Origin of the sequence: Pseudarthrobacter humi (assembly GCF_024294965.1) — a bacterium.
GTDB lineage: Bacteria > Actinomycetota > Actinomycetes > Actinomycetales > Micrococcaceae > Arthrobacter > Arthrobacter humi.
Genome location: NZ_JANCLV010000005.1, coordinates 176,282 through 192,819 on the forward strand (window position 1 = coordinate 176,282; position 16,538 = coordinate 192,819).

At 65.8% G+C, this 16,538-nt stretch carries 17 protein-coding genes; 9 read left to right on the forward strand and 8 right to left on the reverse strand.

Features of this window, described 5'->3' with window-relative positions; translation table 11 throughout:
* Positions 1-45 precede the first annotated feature (45 nt).
* A complete protein-coding gene (locus NFC73_RS09765) occupies positions 46-717 on the reverse strand; it encodes a histidine phosphatase family protein (RefSeq protein WP_254749699.1) in 672 nt (223 codons plus the stop codon).
* 161 nt (positions 718-878) lie between these two features.
* Positions 879-2,321, reverse strand: a complete 1,443-nt coding sequence (purB, locus tag NFC73_RS09770) for an adenylosuccinate lyase (protein ID WP_254749701.1) — start codon at positions 2,319-2,321, stop codon at positions 879-881.
* 188 nt (positions 2,322-2,509) lie between these two features.
* Here purB and NFC73_RS09775 point away from each other — a divergent pair, with 188 nt between their 5' ends.
* Together NFC73_RS09775 and NFC73_RS09780 are read left to right on the forward strand one after the other, a co-directional pair.
* Positions 2,510-2,812, forward strand: a complete 303-nt coding sequence (locus NFC73_RS09775) for a hypothetical protein (protein ID WP_254749703.1) — start codon at positions 2,510-2,512, stop codon at positions 2,810-2,812.
* A gap of 68 nt (positions 2,813-2,880) precedes the next feature.
* A complete protein-coding gene (locus tag NFC73_RS09780; protein ID WP_254749705.1) occupies positions 2,881-4,251 on the forward strand; it encodes a hypothetical protein in 1,371 nt (456 codons plus the stop codon).
* A 7-nt stretch (positions 4,252-4,258) separates the two neighbouring features.
* Here NFC73_RS09780 and NFC73_RS09785 read toward each other — a convergent pair whose 3' ends face one another.
* On the reverse strand, positions 4,259-4,687 hold the full coding sequence (locus tag NFC73_RS09785; protein WP_254749707.1) for a phage holin family protein: 429 nt from the start codon (positions 4,685-4,687) through the stop codon (positions 4,259-4,261).
* A 92-nt stretch (positions 4,688-4,779) separates the two neighbouring features.
* Here NFC73_RS09785 and NFC73_RS09790 point away from each other — a divergent pair, with 92 nt between their 5' ends.
* The 5 genes from NFC73_RS09790 (at position 4,780) to NFC73_RS09810 (ending at position 10,473) form a co-directional block, all read left to right on the forward strand.
* Complete coding sequence (locus NFC73_RS09790) at positions 4,780-5,898, forward strand: histidinol-phosphate transaminase (protein ID WP_254749709.1); 1,119 nt, start codon at positions 4,780-4,782, stop codon at positions 5,896-5,898.
* Positions 5,899-6,047: 149 nt separating this feature from the next.
* Positions 6,048-7,328, forward strand: coding sequence for a thiamine pyrophosphate-dependent dehydrogenase E1 component subunit alpha (locus NFC73_RS09795; protein WP_254749711.1), 1,281 nt, complete (start codon positions 6,048-6,050; stop codon positions 7,326-7,328).
* Positions 7,328-8,308 carry an alpha-ketoacid dehydrogenase subunit beta gene (locus tag NFC73_RS09800; protein ID WP_254749713.1) on the forward strand — a complete coding sequence of 327 codons (981 nt, stop codon included), beginning with the start codon at positions 7,328-7,330 and terminating at the stop codon, positions 8,306-8,308. The genes NFC73_RS09795 and NFC73_RS09800 overlap by 1 nt, the downstream gene beginning before the upstream one ends.
* Before the next feature lie 56 nt (positions 8,309-8,364).
* Positions 8,365-9,840, forward strand: a complete 1,476-nt coding sequence (locus NFC73_RS09805) for a dihydrolipoamide acetyltransferase family protein (protein WP_254749715.1) — start codon at positions 8,365-8,367, stop codon at positions 9,838-9,840.
* Positions 9,841-9,864: 24 nt separating this feature from the next.
* Positions 9,865-10,473 (forward strand): phosphatase PAP2 family protein, encoded by a 609-nt coding sequence (locus NFC73_RS09810; protein WP_254749717.1) that lies wholly within the window; start codon positions 9,865-9,867, stop codon positions 10,471-10,473.
* Positions 10,474-10,486: 13 nt separating this feature from the next.
* On the opposite strand, the gene NFC73_RS09815 is transcribed toward NFC73_RS09810, so the two are convergent.
* The 5 genes from NFC73_RS09815 to NFC73_RS09835 all read right to left on the reverse strand — a co-directional run bounded on the left by NFC73_RS09815 (position 10,487) and on the right by NFC73_RS09835 (position 14,464).
* The gene (locus NFC73_RS09815; protein WP_254749719.1) at positions 10,487-10,834 is read right to left on the reverse strand and encodes a hypothetical protein; all 348 of its coding nucleotides are present in this window, start codon (positions 10,832-10,834) and stop codon (positions 10,487-10,489) included.
* 154 nt (positions 10,835-10,988) lie between these two features.
* Positions 10,989-11,417, reverse strand: coding sequence for a universal stress protein (locus tag NFC73_RS09820; protein ID WP_248763517.1), 429 nt, complete (start codon positions 11,415-11,417; stop codon positions 10,989-10,991).
* Between the two features lie 53 nt (positions 11,418-11,470).
* On the reverse strand, positions 11,471-12,775 hold the full coding sequence (locus NFC73_RS09825; protein WP_254749721.1) for an aminotransferase-like domain-containing protein: 1,305 nt from the start codon (positions 12,773-12,775) through the stop codon (positions 11,471-11,473).
* Between the two features lie 56 nt (positions 12,776-12,831).
* A complete protein-coding gene (locus NFC73_RS09830; RefSeq protein WP_254749723.1) occupies positions 12,832-13,710 on the reverse strand; it encodes a hypothetical protein in 879 nt (292 codons plus the stop codon).
* A gap of 196 nt (positions 13,711-13,906) precedes the next feature.
* Positions 13,907-14,464, reverse strand: a complete 558-nt coding sequence (locus NFC73_RS09835; RefSeq protein ID WP_254749725.1) for an NAD(P)H-dependent oxidoreductase — start codon at positions 14,462-14,464, stop codon at positions 13,907-13,909.
* 120 nt (positions 14,465-14,584) lie between these two features.
* Here NFC73_RS09835 and NFC73_RS09840 point away from each other — a divergent pair, with 120 nt between their 5' ends.
* Positions 14,585-15,193 (forward strand): TetR/AcrR family transcriptional regulator, encoded by a 609-nt coding sequence (locus tag NFC73_RS09840; protein ID WP_254749727.1) that lies wholly within the window; start codon positions 14,585-14,587, stop codon positions 15,191-15,193.
* 359 nt (positions 15,194-15,552) lie between these two features.
* Positions 15,553-16,536: an ABC transporter permease gene (locus NFC73_RS09845; protein ID WP_252564522.1), complete on the forward strand. Its 984-nt coding sequence runs from the start codon at positions 15,553-15,555 to the stop codon at positions 16,534-16,536.
* The last annotated feature ends 2 nt before the right edge of the window (positions 16,537-16,538 follow it).

Consider the following 16,538-nt stretch of genomic DNA (forward strand, 5'->3'; position numbering starts at 1 on the left):
TTCATCATGGACGCCCCGCCACATGGCGTCCAGTGTTTCCAGCGGCTACGCGGAGCCGCCCGTGGGGTCCTCGGCGGTCGGATCCGCGAGAGCGAGGCCGCCCACCGGGCTCCCGTCCCAGTGGATCAGCTTCCAGCCGGCGCCGGGGTCCCCTTCCAGGGCCACGATGCCCGTGTTGGACAGGACGTGGCGGGCCGCGAACTCATGGTCGGCGCCGGCGGCGCGGAGCCCGGTCCAGGTGCGGATGGCCGCGCCGTGACTCACCACGGCCGCGACGGCGGAGCCACCATTGCCGGCCGCGCGCTCGGCAATCCGGTTGATGGCGTCGTCGTACCGTTCGAAAAACTCGTGGCCGTCCGGGCCCGCCGGCATCCGGCGGTCCAGGTCACCGGCTGCCCATGCGAACACTGTCCCCATGTAGCGCATGTGCGACTCGTGGTCGGTCAGTTTCTCCAGCGCCCCGGCTTCGATCTCGTGCAGCCCATGCAGGACTTCAACCTCAAGCCCGTGGAGCCGGGACAGCGGGGCGGCCGTGATCTGGGTCCGCAGAAGTGTTGATGCGTACACTACGCCTATCTGCTCGTTGGCCAGGGACCGTGCCATGGACTCGGCCTGGCGTTCTCCCAGCTCGGTCAGCCCGGGCCCGGGGTGGGCGGTGTCCAGCTGGCCGAGAACGTTTCCGGGAGTCTGTCCGTGGCGGATGAGGAGCAGCTTCATGACTCCAGTTTCGCATCCGGCGGCGAGATCCGGCGCCTGCCTGCCCGGCCGGCGTCGAGCGTGCCCACGGCAACCGGCTTCGGCAAGCTCAACCACCGAAAAGCGCCGGGCCCTCCAAGGACCCGGCGCCGCCGTCGTACTTCTGGTGCCCGCGGGCGGGCTTACTTGAGGTGGTCCACCAACTGGTCCGCGATGCCGGTGTACTTGCCGGGCGTGAGGGCGAGCAGCCGCGCCTCGGCCTCGGGGGAGAGCCCCAGGCTGTGGACGAATTCCTGCATGCGGGCGGCGTCCACCCGCTGGCCGCGGGTAAGGTCCTTGAGCCGCTCGTACGGGTTTTCCATGCCTTCGACGCCGGCGATCGCCTCGGCGCGCATGACCATCTGGATGGCCTCGCCCAGGACTTCCCAGTTGGTGTCCAGATCGCCGGCGAGAACGTCTTCGGCAACGTCGAGGCGGTCCAGGCCCTTGGCCACGTTGGAGATCGCCAGGAGGGAGTGGCCGAACGCCACGCCGATGTTGCGCTGGCTGGAGGAATCGGTGAGGTCGCGCTGCCAGCGGGAGGTCACCAGCGTGGAGCCCAGCACGTCCAGGAGCCCGGAGGAGATTTCCAGGTTGGCCTCGGCGTTCTCGAACCGGATGGGGTTGACCTTGTGCGGCATGGTGGAGGATCCGGTGGCGCCGGCCACGGGGATCTGCGCAAAGTAGCCGATGGAGATGTAGCTCCACATGTCCGTGCAGACGTTGTGCAGAATCCGGTTGAACCGCGCGACGTCGGCGTAAAGCTCGGCCTGCCAGTCGTGGCTTTCGATCTGGGTGGTCAGCGGGTTCCAGGTCAGGCCCAGGCCCTCGACGAAGGACTTGGCCACCTGCTGCCAGTCGGCGCCGGGGACGGAAGCCACGTGGGCTGCGTAAGTTCCGGTGGCGCCGTTGATTTTGCCCAGGTATTCGGTCTTCGCGATCCGGTCCAGCTGGCGCGTCAGGCGGTGCGCGATGACTGCCAGTTCCTTGCCCAGGGTGGTGGGCGTGGCGGGCTGGCCGTGCGTGCGGGAGAGCATGGGGACCGCGCGGTTGTCCTCTGCCATCTTGCTGATCTGGGCCACGAGGGCGCGTGCGGCGGGCAGCCACACGTCCTCCACAGCACCCTTGACGCCCAGGGCGTAGGAGAGGTTGTTGATGTCCTCGGACGTGCAGCCGAAGTGGACCATGGCGGTCAGGTTCTCGATGCCGATGGCGGGCAGCCGGCGGCCGATGTAGTACTCCACGGCCTTCACGTCATGGACAGTGACCGCTTCGATTTCGGCGAGCTCGGACACCGAGGCGGAGTTGAATTCGGTGACGATCGCGCGGAGCTTTTCCTGCTGTTCCGCGGTGAGCGCGCCTGCGCCGGGAAGGACATTGTTGCTGGTCAGGTGGATGAGCCACTCGACTTCCACGGCCACGCGGTCCCGGTTCAGGGCTGCCTCGGACAGGTAGTCAACGAGGGGCGCAACAGCGGACTGGTAACGGCCGTCCAGCGGACCCAGGGCGATCTGGTCCGGTGACGCGGCGAGGGCCAGGCGTCCGGAGGGCGTGCGGGTATCAGCTGTGGCGGCAGTTTCAGGCATGTGCTGATTCTTTCATGAACTCTTCACCGCCGCTGAAGCGGTCCGTCGCATGTGAACAACGGCGTGACTTGTCCACATAGCCGACGGCGGTGCTTCCGCCGTGTGACGGCATTCCGTAGCGTCGGGGTTCAGGAGTTGGGCCTTGACGGACGAGAGGTTCGGGCGGGTATCCGGAAGGGGGAACGGGCATGGGCAGTGACGTGACGGCAGCCGACATGGCGGTATGCATGTCCCGAGGTTATGAGGTTCAGCAGTTGGCGGCCCGGGTTGACCTTTGCTTGGGGAGGGTGGAAAAGGTCCTCGGCGGCTTTCGCGAGATCCAGCTTTTGGACTGGCAGTCACCTGCCGGGAGGGCGTACCGGAACTCGGTGGCGTTGCAGGAGGTGGCGCTTGGAACGGCCAAGGTACGGCTCGAGGACGCGTTGGCTTCGGTGAGACGCCATGCGCAGGCGGTGGGAATGTCCGCCGGCAACCCGGCGGGGCGGTACTGATGGCCGAAGTGACGCCATCCGGCAGCGGCGGCCCTATTCGGCTGACAGGGCCTGCGGTGGACGGAGGCATGGAAATCAGGGGCGGCGTTGGTGGCATCAGTTTTCAGTTGGAGGAGCTCGTAGGCGGCGCGGAAAAGCTGGAGGCTGCTGCGGGGGAGCTGGCTGCCGTCGAAGTGGAGGTCCGCCGCATCTGGGAAGACCTGTGCCTGTACCAGGATGAAGCGCGTCCCACCGGAACGGCGGCCCTGATGGACGTCGGGGAGGCCCAATGGAGCGTCCAGGCGGTCCGGACGGAGTTGCAGGGAATCAGCAGACAGGTGCGGGACTGCAAAAGGGACTACGAAACGGCGGAAGCGTGGGCGGGATTCTCGCGCGGAATTGGCGGCGGACTGACGAGCCCCGAAACCCTTGGCCGGCAGGCGGTAGACCTCGGCTTGGGTCCGGTTCCCAACAGGGAAGTCACGGAACTCGCCGTGGGACCTCTTGCCATGGCTGCCTTGCTGGCAGTCTCCCCGGAGCGCTTTTGGGTAGCGCTCGGGGCAGACATGGCGGCGGGCAGGCATATTGCGGCGGCGGTACCTTTGCTCGCCGGTGTGTCCGGGCGTTCAAACCGAATCCTTCAGCCGCGTTCGGTCACGTTGGAAAAGAAGGAGTCGCTGCCCATTGAATTCGACGGCTCTCCGGCTGCGTTGTTGGAACGGGCCCGGATCATCGATGAACGCGGTGAAGGCTACATCGAAGTCGTCGAAGTGGATAACGGAGGGCAGAAGGCCTACGTGGTGGTCATTCCCGGAACGCAGACGGGAGGTGAAATGGGCGGCGTTAATCCGTTCGACGAAGCCGGCATCGTTGAAGGGCTGGGCCACAACTCCGCAGAAATCAATCCAGCGGTGTTTCAGGCCCTGCAGGCTGCCGGCGCGGAAAAGGGGGCGCCCGTCGTGGCCGTGGGTTACAGCCAGGGTGGAATCCATGCGATGAACCTGGCGGCCGACGATCTCTTCCTTAACGAGTACGACATGAAATATGTCCTCACCGCGGGGTCTCCCGTGGGTGGCATTGTTCCGGACGCCGACGTCACTGCTTTACATCTGGAGCACCGGCAGGATTGGGTGCCCGGCAGCGACGGTACACCGAACCCGGACGCCCGAAACCGGGTTACGGTGACTCTCAACAGCCCAGTAACCACGCCAGAAGGTGGTGCATTCGGTATTGGGCCCGGCCACAATCTCAACAACTACCAGGGAGCCGCGCGGCTCGTCGCAGCAAGCGACGATCCCTCTCTGATGGCGTCAACCGCGGTTCTTGGCGGCGCCCTGGGGGCAGGCGGCACGGCAACGGCCACCCGCTTCGCGCTGTCCCGTTCGAAGCCACCTGAACTGCTACCGAGGCCCAAGCCGGACGCTCCACAGAGGGCCTCTGAGATTGACCGGGCGAGGTAACCGCCGGTCAGCGCTTGCCGGCCCCTGTCAGCCGTCCTGCCACCAGCGAAATGAGGGTGATGATGATGGCCGCGAGGACCGCAGTCCAGAAGAAAGAGTCAATGGTGAAGTGCACCGGCGTGTAACTGCTGAGCCAGGACGTCAGGTAGAGCATGGCGGCGTTGATGACGATCGTGAAGAGGCCCAGCGTGAGGATGGTGATGGGCAGGGACAAGAGGCTGACCAGGGGCCGGACGAACGCGTTGACCACGCCGAAAATCAAACCGACGAACAAGTACGCCAGGATGATGCCGATGGTGTCGGTGCCCTGCGTGACGCCCGAGTTGGCCACCGCCTCGGTAGTGGCCGAAGTGGAGATATCGAGGCCCGGCAGTATCCAGCTGGCAATCCAGAGGGCCAGCCCGTTGATAAGGACTCGAACAATAAAAGAGCGCATACGCCCATGCTGTCACACCGCCCTGTGCCCCGCCCGGGTTCGAGCCCGTTCCTGCCCGCCCCGTGCCGTTCACGCGAAGTAGGCTAGTTTGCATGACTTCACCCGAGATCCTGCCTGGCGAAATCCGGCCGCGCCCCGTGGTTAGCCGGCTACCCCGGTACGCCGCAGGAAAGCCTCCCGTCGCCGTGGATGGGCTGGCCAGCTACAAGCTGTCCTCCAACGAGAACCCCCTGCCCCCTCTTCCGGCAGTGCTGGAGGCAATTTCCAACCAGACGGACTTCAACCGCTACCCCGATCCCCTCAGCAGCAGGCTTCGTGCGGCGCTCGCCGAGTTCCTGGCAGTGCCGGCCGAAGACGTGGTCACCGGCGCCGGAAGCCTCGGCGCCCTCAACCAGTTGCTGTCCACGTTCGCCGGCCAGAACGACGACGGCAAGGCGGACGAGGTGATCTATGCGTGGCGGTCCTTCGAGGCGTATCCCATCAGCGTGGGCCTTGTGGGTGCGGAGAGCGTCCGCATTCCGCTGACGGCCGAGGGACGCCACGACCTGGATGCCATGGCTGCAGCCGTAACGGTCCGCACCAAAGTCATCCTGCTCTGCACCCCGAATAACCCCACCGGCCCCATCCTGACCACTGCCGAAACGGAGCGGTTCATCCACGCGGTCCCCTCCGACGTCGTGGTGGTGATTGATGAGGCCTATCAAGAGTTCGTCCGCGCCGGCGATGCTGTGGACGGCATCGCGATGTACCGCAAATACCCGAACGTAGTGGCGCTCCGGACGTTCTCCAAGGCACACGGACTGGCGGGCCTGCGGGTGGGCTACAGCGTCTCGAACCCTGTGCTGACCCAGTACCTGCGCGTGGCGGCCACACCCTTCGCCGTGTCACAGATCGCTGAAAATGCAGCCATAGCGTCGCTGCAGAATTACCCCCTGGTTGTAGAAAGGGTACAAAGCATCGTGGACGAACGAACCCGCGTAACCTCCGGACTGCGTGAACTCGGCTGGTTCGTACCCGAGGCGCAGGGCAACTTCGTCTGGTTGAACCTGGGCGAAAACAGCTCGGAATTTGCCGAGCTGGCAGGAAAGCAGGCACTTTCTGTGCGCGCGTTCGGCGGCGAAGGCGTGCGGGTCAGCATCGGTGAGGTCGAGGCCAACAGCCGGTTCCTCGAGCTCTGTGCACACTATACAAAGGCGCCGCAGCGTTCCTAGTGCTTAACATGCACCAGCAGCGGCACCTACTGAAGATAAAGTAAGGACCAGTAAGCCAATATATATGCCAACAAGGGAATGCATTCCCCCAACGGCATATATCCCAGCGACATTGCAATGCATCCGCATGCGGCAAGCAAGGAGACGGTATGGGCGCCACACATCTGCCCTCCACCGAGTTCGATCAGACAGCGGCAGACGACCAGCTTGAGGCAGAAGCCGAAGCCCACCTGGGCAGCCCGGCCGCGCCCATGGTGCAGCTGCTGGCGCCTGACGGGACCCTGGGGACGGATCCGGTCTTCTCCGCGTATGCGGACCGGCTGGACGGTGAAAAGCTGCGTGGCTTCTACGCTGACATGGCCAAGATCCGCCGCTTTGACGTCGAGGCAACGGCACTCCAGCGTCAAGGGCAGCTGGCGCTGTGGGTCCCGCTGACCGGCCAGGAGGCCGCCCAGATCGGCTCCGGGCGGGCCAGTCAGCCGCAGGATTACATCTTCCCCACCTACCGCGAGCACGGCGTGGCGCTGACCCGCAATGTGGACCTGGCGGAGCTTCTGCGCCAGTTCCGCGGGGTTTCCAACGGCGGCTGGAACCCGAAGGACACCAACTTCCATCTGTACACCCTGGTCCTCGCCGCGCAGACGCCGCATGCCGTCGGCTACGCCATGGGGATCCAGCGGGACCAGAAGGCGGCCGCCGCAGTCGCCGCGGATGGCGCGCAGGACCGGCCGGCCGAGCCCAAGGCCGCGGTGATGGTCTACTTCGGTGACGGGGCCAGTTCCGAGGGCGATGTCCACGAATCCATGGTCTTCGCCGCCTCCTACAACGCGCCGGTGGTGTTCTTCTGCCAGAACAACCACTGGGCCATCTCCGTTCCCAGCTCGGTACAGACCCGCATTCCGCTGTCCAACCGTGCCAAGGGTTACGGCTTCCCGGGCATCCGGGTGGACGGCAACGATGCGATCGCCGTCCACGCCGTGACCGAGTGGGCGCTCGAACACGCGCGCGAGGGCAAGGGGCCGGTGCTGATCGAGGCGTTCACCTACCGCGTCGGTGCGCACACCACGGCTGATGACCCCACAAAGTACCGGGAATCCGCCGAGGAAGCCCTGTGGCGGGCCAAGGATCCGCTGGACCGCCTGGAAAAGTACCTTCGGGCGCAGGGGCTGGCCGATGACGCCTTCTTCGACCAGGTCAAGGCCGACGGCGACGAACTCGCCGCCTACGTCCGCAAGACCACCTATGACCTTGAGACCCCGGACATCCGGACCGCCTTCGCCAACACCTATGTCGAGGCCCACCCCCTGGTGGCCGAGGAACTGGCCTGGTTCGAGGAGTACAGCGCAGGATTTGCCGAAACGCCGCAGCACAACAGCGCTGAACCCGGCAGCCCGGACCCGGATGACGCACCGACAGGAGTGGCCCGCTGATGACCACCATGACCATAGCCAAGGCCATTAACGAGGGCCTCCGCGCCACCCTGGACAACAACCCGCGTACCCTGCTCATGGGCGAGGACATCGGGGCCTTGGGCGGCGTCTACCGCGTCACGGACGGACTCCTCGCGGAGTTCGGCGCGGACCGAGTGGTGGACACGCCGCTGGCCGAGTCGGGCATCATCGGCACGGCCATCGGCCTGGCCCTGCGCGGCTACCTGCCCGTCTGCGAGATCCAGTTCGACGGGTTTGTGTTCCCCGGTTTCAACCAGATCACCACCCAGCTGGCCAAGATGCACGCCCGCAGCAACGGCAACCTCACCGTTCCCGTCGTTGTCCGGATCCCTTACGGCGGCGGCATCGGCTCCATTGAGCACCATTCGGAATCACCGGAGGCGCTGTTCGCCCACACCGCAGGCCTGCGCATCATCACACCGTCCAACGCCCACGACGCGTACTGGATGACACGGCAGGCCGTGGAGTGCCAGGACCCCGTGATCGTCTTCGAACCGAAGCGCCGCTACTGGCTCAAGGGCGAGGTCGACACCCGGAACCCCGGCGCGTCGGCCGACCCCTTCAAGGCGCACGTGCTCCGCGAGGGTACGGACGCCACGGTAGTGGCCTACGGACCGCTCGTGCCGGTGGCCCTTGCCGCCGCTGACGCCGCTGCCGAGGACGGCCACAGCATCGAGGTCATCGACCTGCGCTCCATTTCGCCGATCGACTTCGACACCGTCACGGCGTCGGCCAGGAAGACAGGCCGGCTTGTTGTGGCGCATGAGGCACCCACCTTCGGCGGCATCGGCGGCGAGATCGCGGCCCGGGTCAGCGAGCGGGCCTTCCTGTCACTGGAGGCTCCCGTGATCCGTGTGGGCGGCTTCCACATGCCGTACCCGGTGGCCAAGGTCGAGGAAGACTACCTCCCCGACATCGACCGCATCCTCGAGGCGCTGGACCGCGCCCTGGCCTACTAGGCGCAGGCACTTCCCGTACACGCTTCCCGCTCACGCTTGCCGCGAAAGAGGACATCATGACTCTGAACAAGTTCAACCTGCCCGACGTGGGCGAAGGCCTTACCGAGGCGGAAATCGTCGCCTGGAAGGTCAAGCCGGGGGACACCGTTGCCATCAACGACGTCCTGTGCGAGATTGAGACCGCCAAGTCGCTCGTTGAGCTACCGTCCCCCTTCGCCGGCACCGTCACCGAACTGCTGGTCCCCGAGGGCGTGACCATCGACGTCGGAACGGCCATCATCAGCGTCTCTGACGCCGTCTCCGGTGACCCGACGCCGGCCGATGTCCCGGCCCCTGAAACTCCCGTCCAGCCCCTCTACGGCAAGCTTCCCGCGGACGACGGCGGCACTTCAGGCAGCGTCCTGGCCGGCGGTCCGCTGGTGGGTTCAGGCCCCAAGGCCGACGCCGTCAAGCGCCGTCCCCGGAAGGCGGCGCAACCCGCCGCCGCCGTGTCCCGCAACGCCCCGGAGGTCGAGCCTGTCCAGCCGCACACGCCGGCCGAAGTCTCCGCGAAGCGGCAAGGGACCGCCCGGGGTCAGTCCGAAGCGCTCGACAACCGTCCCACTCTCGGCGGAACCATCACAGGGCTCGTGAACCGCGTCCTGGCCAAACCGCCCGTCCGCAAGATCGCCCGGGATCTGGGGATCGATCTCGCCGATGTGGTGGCCACCGGCTCCCGCGGCGAAGTCACGCGCGAAGACCTGGTCAGCTACCAGTCCCAGCGCGATGCAGAGCTGGACCAGGCCGAGGGCTTCTGGGGCAAGGCAGGCAGGCCCCAGGACCAGCGGATTGAACGGATTCCGGTCAAGGGCGTCCGCAAGGCAACAGCCAGGGCGATGGTGGAATCGGCTTTCTCTGCACCACACGTGAGCATCTTTGTTGATGTTGATGCCAGCCGAACCATGGAATTCGTCAAGCGACTGAAGGCTTCGCGCGACTTTGAGGGAATCAAGGTTTCCCCGCTGCTGATCCTTGCCAAGGCCGTCATCTGGGCTGCCGCCCGGAATCCCAGCGTCAACGCCACCTGGGTGGACAACGTGGACGGGACCGACGCCGCCGAGATCCAGGTCAAGCACTACATGAACCTCGGCATCGCCGCAGCCACCCCGCGCGGGCTGATGGTTCCCAATATCAAGGACGCCCAGGACCTGTCGCTCAAGGAGCTGGCGCTGGCCCTGAACAACCTGGCCACCACGGCCCGGGCGGGCAAGACCCAGCCCGCCGAAATGCAAGGCGGAACACTCACCATCACCAACATCGGTGCGCTTGGCATTGATACCGGAACGCCGATCATCAACCCGGGTGAAGTGGCCATTGTTGCCTTCGGAACCATCAAGCAGAAGCCCTGGGTCCTGGACGGAGAGGTCATCCCGCGCTGGATCACCACCCTCGGCGGCTCCTTTGACCACCGTGTGGTGGACGGGGACCTGTCCGCCCGTTTTATGGCCGACGTCGCAGCGATCCTTGAGGAGCCAGCGCTCCTGCTGGACTAGGACGCCGGGACTAGCATCAACACCGTGGACCAAACCGCGATTCAGTCCAGGAACCGGGCCGCCAGATGGCTGACGGAGGCGTTCCAGCCGCCGGTGGTGGTGACGCTTCTGCTCCTGGCCAGCCCTGTGGTCGAGGCCGGATTCCCAGGCGCCGTCGGCTATGGAGCCTTGGCCGCGCTGTTTGTGTGCGTACTGCCGCTTGTTGTGCTCCTGGGGCTCGTAAGGCTGGGCAAGGTCACGGACCATCACGTGAGCAACCGCAAACAGCGGGCACCCGTACTGCTCATGGCACTGGCGTCCGTGGCCGCCGGCCTGTTGGTGCTGCAAGCCGCCGATGCGCCGCGAAGCGTGATGGTCATGGTGCTGGCCATCGTCGGCGGCATCGTTGTGCTGGCCGCCGTAAGCCCCTTCTGGAAGATCAGCGGCCACGCGGCGGCGGTGTCGTCGGCGGCGGTTATTTCCGTCCTGATGCTCGGTCCGGCCTGGCTGCCGTTACTCCTGCTGGTTCCCGCCGTCGGCTGGTCCCGGGTGGTGCTCCGCGCGCACACCCTGGCGCAGGTGGTGGCCGGGTCCCTGTTCGGCGGCCTGGTGATGGCCGGCCTGTGGTGGCTTTTGCGCGGCTGGCTCATCTAGCGGAACCCTGGCGTCAGTAGCCGTAGGCGGAGTAGGCCGTCATCATCTCGACCATCTCGGGATTACCCGCCATGGCGCCTGCCCAGGCAGCGAAGGTGGCGAAAACCAGGCCACCGAGGATCAGGCCAATGCCTGAGGCGGCCGCCAAGAATTTCCAGTCCTCGCGCAGGACGCTCTCCACGGTCTCCGGCAGGCGCAGTCCCGGCGCGATGAGGTTGGGGGCGCTGTCCACGGAGCCGTCATCCAGCAGCGCAATGACGCGGCCGTTGCCGCGGTCCACCCGCATGGAGCAGATGTGGTTGCCGTGGCGGGCCAGGAGAATATCGTGGCCAACAAGTTGGCGGCGCTGAAGAGTAAGCAAGGGGCCCCTTTGGCTGGAGTGGAGAGTGGTTGTCCGCTCCGTTGAGGGCACTTCCACTTTATCGCCTGGCCGGTGCTGAAACCTGCCTTCAAGGGGTGAGAACAGACACCATGCACGGCCGCGGTGCGGCCGGTGCATGGTGTCCCGTTGCCAGTTAGTCGGCGTCGTAGGTGTTGGCGATGTAGACGTCGCACGTGGCGTTGTGGGCCACGCTGTTGGCTACGCTTCCCAGGACCCGGCCGATGCCGCGCATCCGCCGGTTGCCCACCACGATCATCTTGGCGCCCAGGCGCTCGGCTTCCTTGATGAGCGCTTCGGCAGGCTTGCCGCGGGCGGCCGAGTAAGTCACCTTGATGGAACCGGCCAGGGCCTCGGCCACTGTCTTCGCAACATGCTCGGCACCATCGGCGTCGGAAACGATCCACTGGTCGCTGCCAGAGCCGAAGACCTCGGTACGGTCGCTGTCGAAGGCCGAGACGACGTGCAGCGAGGCGCCCACGGCGGCGGCGAGATCCCGGGCCGATTCGGCGGCCTTCTTGGCGGTGCCGCTGCCGTCAACGCCAACAACAATAATTCCGCTCATGCTTTGTACTCCTCTTTCAGTTTCACTCCGGGCCACACTCAGTCCGGCCAACGTTACAGCGCTGCCAGTGCTTCGCGCAGTACGGGGGCCAAACGGCGGACACCTTCCTTGATGGCGTCGGGCGGCACCGCGCTGAACGCCAGCCGCAGCTTATTGGACGGCGAATCGGACGGAGTGAAAGCAGCTCCTGGGATAAAGACAACGCCGGCTTCGATCGCCTTCTGCAGCAAGGGATAGGTATCCACGCCTGCCGGCAGCGTGACCCAGACGAAGAAGCCGCCTTCCGGGCTGGTCCAGCTGGTGCCGGCTGGCATGTATTCGTCCAGGGCGGCCAACATCGCCGTGCATCGTTCGGCGTAGAGTCCGCGGTAAGTCTCGATCTGGCCCTTCCAGTCATAGTCGCTGAGGTAGGCGGACACCAGCATTTGGTTCAGCGTCGGAGGGCACAGCGTGACAGATTCGGATGCCAGGTAGTAGCGCCGCTGGAGGTGCTCCGGGACCAATGCCCAGCCGATGCGAAGACCAGGGGCAAAGATCTTGGAGAACGATCCCATGTAGATGACATCGGCGGGGTTGGCCGCGCGGAGCGGTTCCAGCGGTGTCCCCTTGTACCGGAGGAGCCCATACGGGTTGTCTTCCAGCACGAGAATATTCGCGTTCCGGCATATATCAACGACCCGCTGGCGGCGTTCCCCGGCCAGGGTGATTCCTGAGGGGTTGTTGAAGTTGGGGATGGTGTAGAGGAACTTAATGTTCTTCCCGGCTGTCTGGAGGGCGGCGATCCGGGCCTCGAGCAGCTCAGGCACCAGGCCGTCGTCGTCCATCTCCACGGTGGCCACCTCCACCTGGTACGCCTCAAACGTATTGAGGGCGCCCACATAGGTGGGGTTCTCGACCAGCACCACGTCGCCCGGGTTGCAGAAGACTTTGGTGGCCACATCCTGGGCCGACTGGGAGCCTGCGGTGATCACCACATTCTGCGGGACCGCGTCCAGGATTCCTTCTGCCGCCATCACCTCGCAGATCTGTGTGCGCAGTTCTTCCGTGCCCTGCCCGCCGCCGTACTGCAGGGCAGTGAGCCCTTCGTTGGCGATGATGCTTGCCGCCGCGGCGGCCAGCCGCTCAAGCGGAAGTGATTGCAGGTACGGACTGCCCCCGGCAAGGGACACCAGTCCGGGGCGCATGGAAATGTCGAAAACGTCCCGCACTGCTGACTGCTTAATGTTGGCTGCGCGCTCCGAAAACAGCGCCTCGTGGGGATGGGCGGCGCGGTGGGCGGACGTGGCCGCGCGCTCGATGGCATCAATGGCTTCGGCCGGCAACTGCACTGCGCCGGCATCAAGTGTTTCGTGGCTCACATCTTCAGGATACAGCCAGCAGTTGCCAATAAGGCAACATCTGTTGATCAACTGGGTTACTGGAGGCGTAGTACCTCGGCGAGCCTCACGCCGTTGACGTAGACCTCGGCGCGGATGGCCCCCACTGAGGTGACGGCAGTCTGCGTGAGTTGGGCCTCGATGCGCGGGATGTCGCACACCCCCGCCGGACGGATCGAGCCGGCCAGGTAGACCGTCACGGCCGTGCCGTCGAAGGTGCCGGACAGGAAGGTCAGGGTTGAGCCGGACAGGGAGTTGTACAGGCCGGGGGCAGGTTCAGCGGGGCTGTCCAGCAGGGCGCGCATGGCATTGGCCAACGGTTCCGAGGAGCCCGCCACGGTGCGGCGGACGCCGGCCAGGCTGTCGTTGCAGCCAAAGCGCACACCTCCGGCCCCGCCGTCGTCGAGCAGCACGTAGTAGGCGGTCACGGTCTGGGATCCGCCGGATTGGCCAGGAGCCGGCCGGGCGGGGGGCGGGGCCGAGGACTCGGGGGCCGGCGAGGGGCTTGCTCCCAAGGCAGTAGGTGTACCGGGTGCCGCGGCGGCTCCGGGCGCGGCAGTTCCGGGTGAAGTAGTTCCGGACGAGGGAGTGGTGCCGAAGCTCTGCTCAGGTGTTCCGAGCGTCCCGCCTGACGCGTGGCCCGAGGGCTCGGGGGGAGAAGCGGCGGACGGGCCGATGGTGTCGGCGGGCAGAGCGGCGACCGGCGGGGGTGCCTGCGGCTGGGGAATTGGAACCAGGGGCGGCTGGACGCGGTCCGAGTGTTCACTGGTGGTTGCGCCGGGCGCGACGCTGCTCCCGGCAGACGGGTTGGAGGTGGGGGCGCCGCATCCCAGCCACAGCGGAAGCGTGAGTGCTGCCGCCGTCGCCATCAACTTTCCGGCGCTCCGCCTGCCTGCCATGTCCGCACCGCGTTCCATCCCCGAATGCTTCCGTGCATTAAACGTTACGGCGGTCCCTCAGCCCTGAAAATGCCCGCGAGGTACCGGTTGGAACAAGACTTGGTCACACGTACGGGCGTGAGCGCCAGGCCGCTTACGGTGCGGTAACAAATGCCCCGGCCACCTTGCGGTGCCCGGGGCATTTGGTAGCTTGGCGCTGCGGCGTGCGGCCGCCTTACGCTGCCGGCTGGGCGGCGGCGAGTGCGTCGAAGACGCCCTTGATCTGCTCCACTACCTCGGCATCGTCCTTCGGGTGCAGCTCGGCAAAGCGGACCATGGAGCCCGGGACGGCGAGCTTGACGTCCTCGAGCACCTGGGCGCCGGCAATGCCCACTGCCTTGCGGGCTTCGTCCTGTGCCCACACGCCACCGAACTGGCCAAATGCCGTACCGACGACGGCGGTGGGCTTGCCGGAAAGGGCGCCGGCACCGAAGGGGCGGGACAGCCAGTCGATGGCGTTCTTCAGCGATGCGGGCACGGTGCCGTTGTGCTCCGGGGTCACCAGGAGAATGGTGTCGGCGTCGTTGGCTGCTGCGCGGAGGGCGGCGGCCGCGGCGGGAACCTGGCCCTCGACGTCGATGTCCTCGTTATAGAACGGGATGTTGCCCAGGCTTTCGTGGATGACCACGTCAACCTGCTCGGGAGCGTTCAGCTGGATGGCTTCGGCGAGCTTCTGGTTGGTGGATTCGGCGCGGAGGCTGCCAACAAGGGTAAGGACGGTGCTCTTCGACATACGGACTCCTTTAGTGGGCCGCGGCGGGACCGCTGGCCGGTGGAAGGGTGGAGGCTTGGTGCCTTCATGGACTAAACGGACCGCAGTCCGATTATTATTCCCGGGTCTAGGATATGGACTGTGAGCTTTATCCCGCTGCTGCCCGGTTCGCTCTCCGGCCCGCCCGCTGAGCGCAGTGATGCTGCCCGGAACCGTGAGAGGCTGTTGGGCGCGGCGCGGGAGCTGATTGCCGAGTGTGGCCCGGACGCCCTGACCATGGACCGGCTGGCCGAGCGCGCCGGCGTGGGCAAGGGCACCGTCTTCCGCCGGTTCGGCAGCCGTGCGGGGCTGATGATGACGCTCCTGAGTGATTCCGAGGCCGCCTTCCAGGCCCGCTTTATGTTCGGGCCGCCGCCCTTGGGGCCGGGCGCCCCGGGGCTGGAGCGGCTGATCGCCTTCGGTGCGGAGCGGATCGCGTATGTGATGGAACACGGGGACCTGGCGAGGGCTGCCGAGTCTTCGGCCCACAGCCGCTACGAGGTCCCTGCTGTCATGCTGTGGCAGCGACATATCGAGCACCTCCTGCGGGAAGCAGGCATGGACGCGGACCCGTTGCTGATGGCCATGTCCCTGGCCGCCACGCTGGATCCCGACCGGCTCCTGCACGCCGTCCGCGTCCAGGGCCTGGCGCCCGAGCGGCTGACGGACTCCTGGCGCGAACTTGTCACGCGGGTGGTCCGCGGGCGGTAGATTACGCCTGAATCCAGTGGCTCGTCCAGTCAAATCAATTCCGCTGAATTATTCATAACGATCTGATACGGAGCGCCGAGTTTCCGCTCATGTGCCCGCATTTCGGGCGCTACTCTGTGGTAGTTTCCTCTGGAATGTGACCCGCAACATAGTCCACCCGGACTTACTCTGTGCTGGTCGCGGGAGCCGGCCACACGCTGGTCGAGACCCGGTGGCGGCGAGACCCGTTGCTGGCGGGGAAATCGGAAGGATCTGGAACGTGGATGTAATCAAGGCAGGGACTCCGTTGCCGGCCCAGGATGATTCCCTGCAGTGTTCTTCCGGAATCCCGGCGGCAACGACGCTGAAGTAGCTGCCACATGATCAGGTACCTCGCCAAGCGCGGCATCACCTACGTCTTTATGATCTTCCTGACCACGTCGGCCGGCTATTTCCTGGCGGTCAGCTCCCTCAAGCCGGCCCTCCTCGAGCAGGAGCGGATTCCCCGGCCCACACCCGAGCAGGTCGCCAACTCCATGCGCCTGAAGGGTCTGGATCCGGACCTCAGCCCCTGGGAGCGCTACGTTGAATGGCTCACAGGGATCGTGACCCGATGGGACTGGGGACGCAGCCCCAACGGCGCCTTCATCAACGCTGAATTCGGGGACCGTGTGTGGATCTCCACCCGGCTCTTCCTCGCATCCATCATCCTGACCCTCGTCATCGGCGTCGCCCTCGGTGTCTACTCGGCGGCCCGGCAGTACAAGTTCCAGGACAGGGTGATCACGTCCTACAGCTACCTCGCGTACATCGTGCCCGCCCCCATTGCCTACTTCCTGGTTCAGCTGGGTGCCATCAACATCAACGAAACCGTCGGGGAACGCATCTTCTTCGTGACAGGCATCTCCACGCCCGGCATGCAACCCGGGTGGGCGCAGTTTGTGGACATGGTGGCCCACTATGCAGTTCCTACCATCGCCATCACGCTCGTCGGCTGGGGTTCGTACCAGATCGCGCAGCGCCAGTACCTGCTGGACAACGTCAATGCGGACTTCGTCCGGACGGCACGGGCCAAGGGGCTCACCCGGAACCAGGCCATCACCCGTCACGCCCTCCGGGTTTCCTTCATCCCGGTCGCCCAAAGCATCGCCTTCACTATCCCGGCCATCTTCGCCGGCGGCTTCTTCGCCGAGAAGATCTTCGCCTGGCCAGGAGTGGGGTCCTGGAGCATTGACGCTATCTCGCTGCAGGATGTGAATGCGGCCACGGCCACCCTCGCCTACGGCTCGGTCATCTTCGCCCTGGGCGCCATCCTCGCCGACTTCGCCACCACGCTTGTTGACCCGAGAGTGAGGGTGCAGTAGCC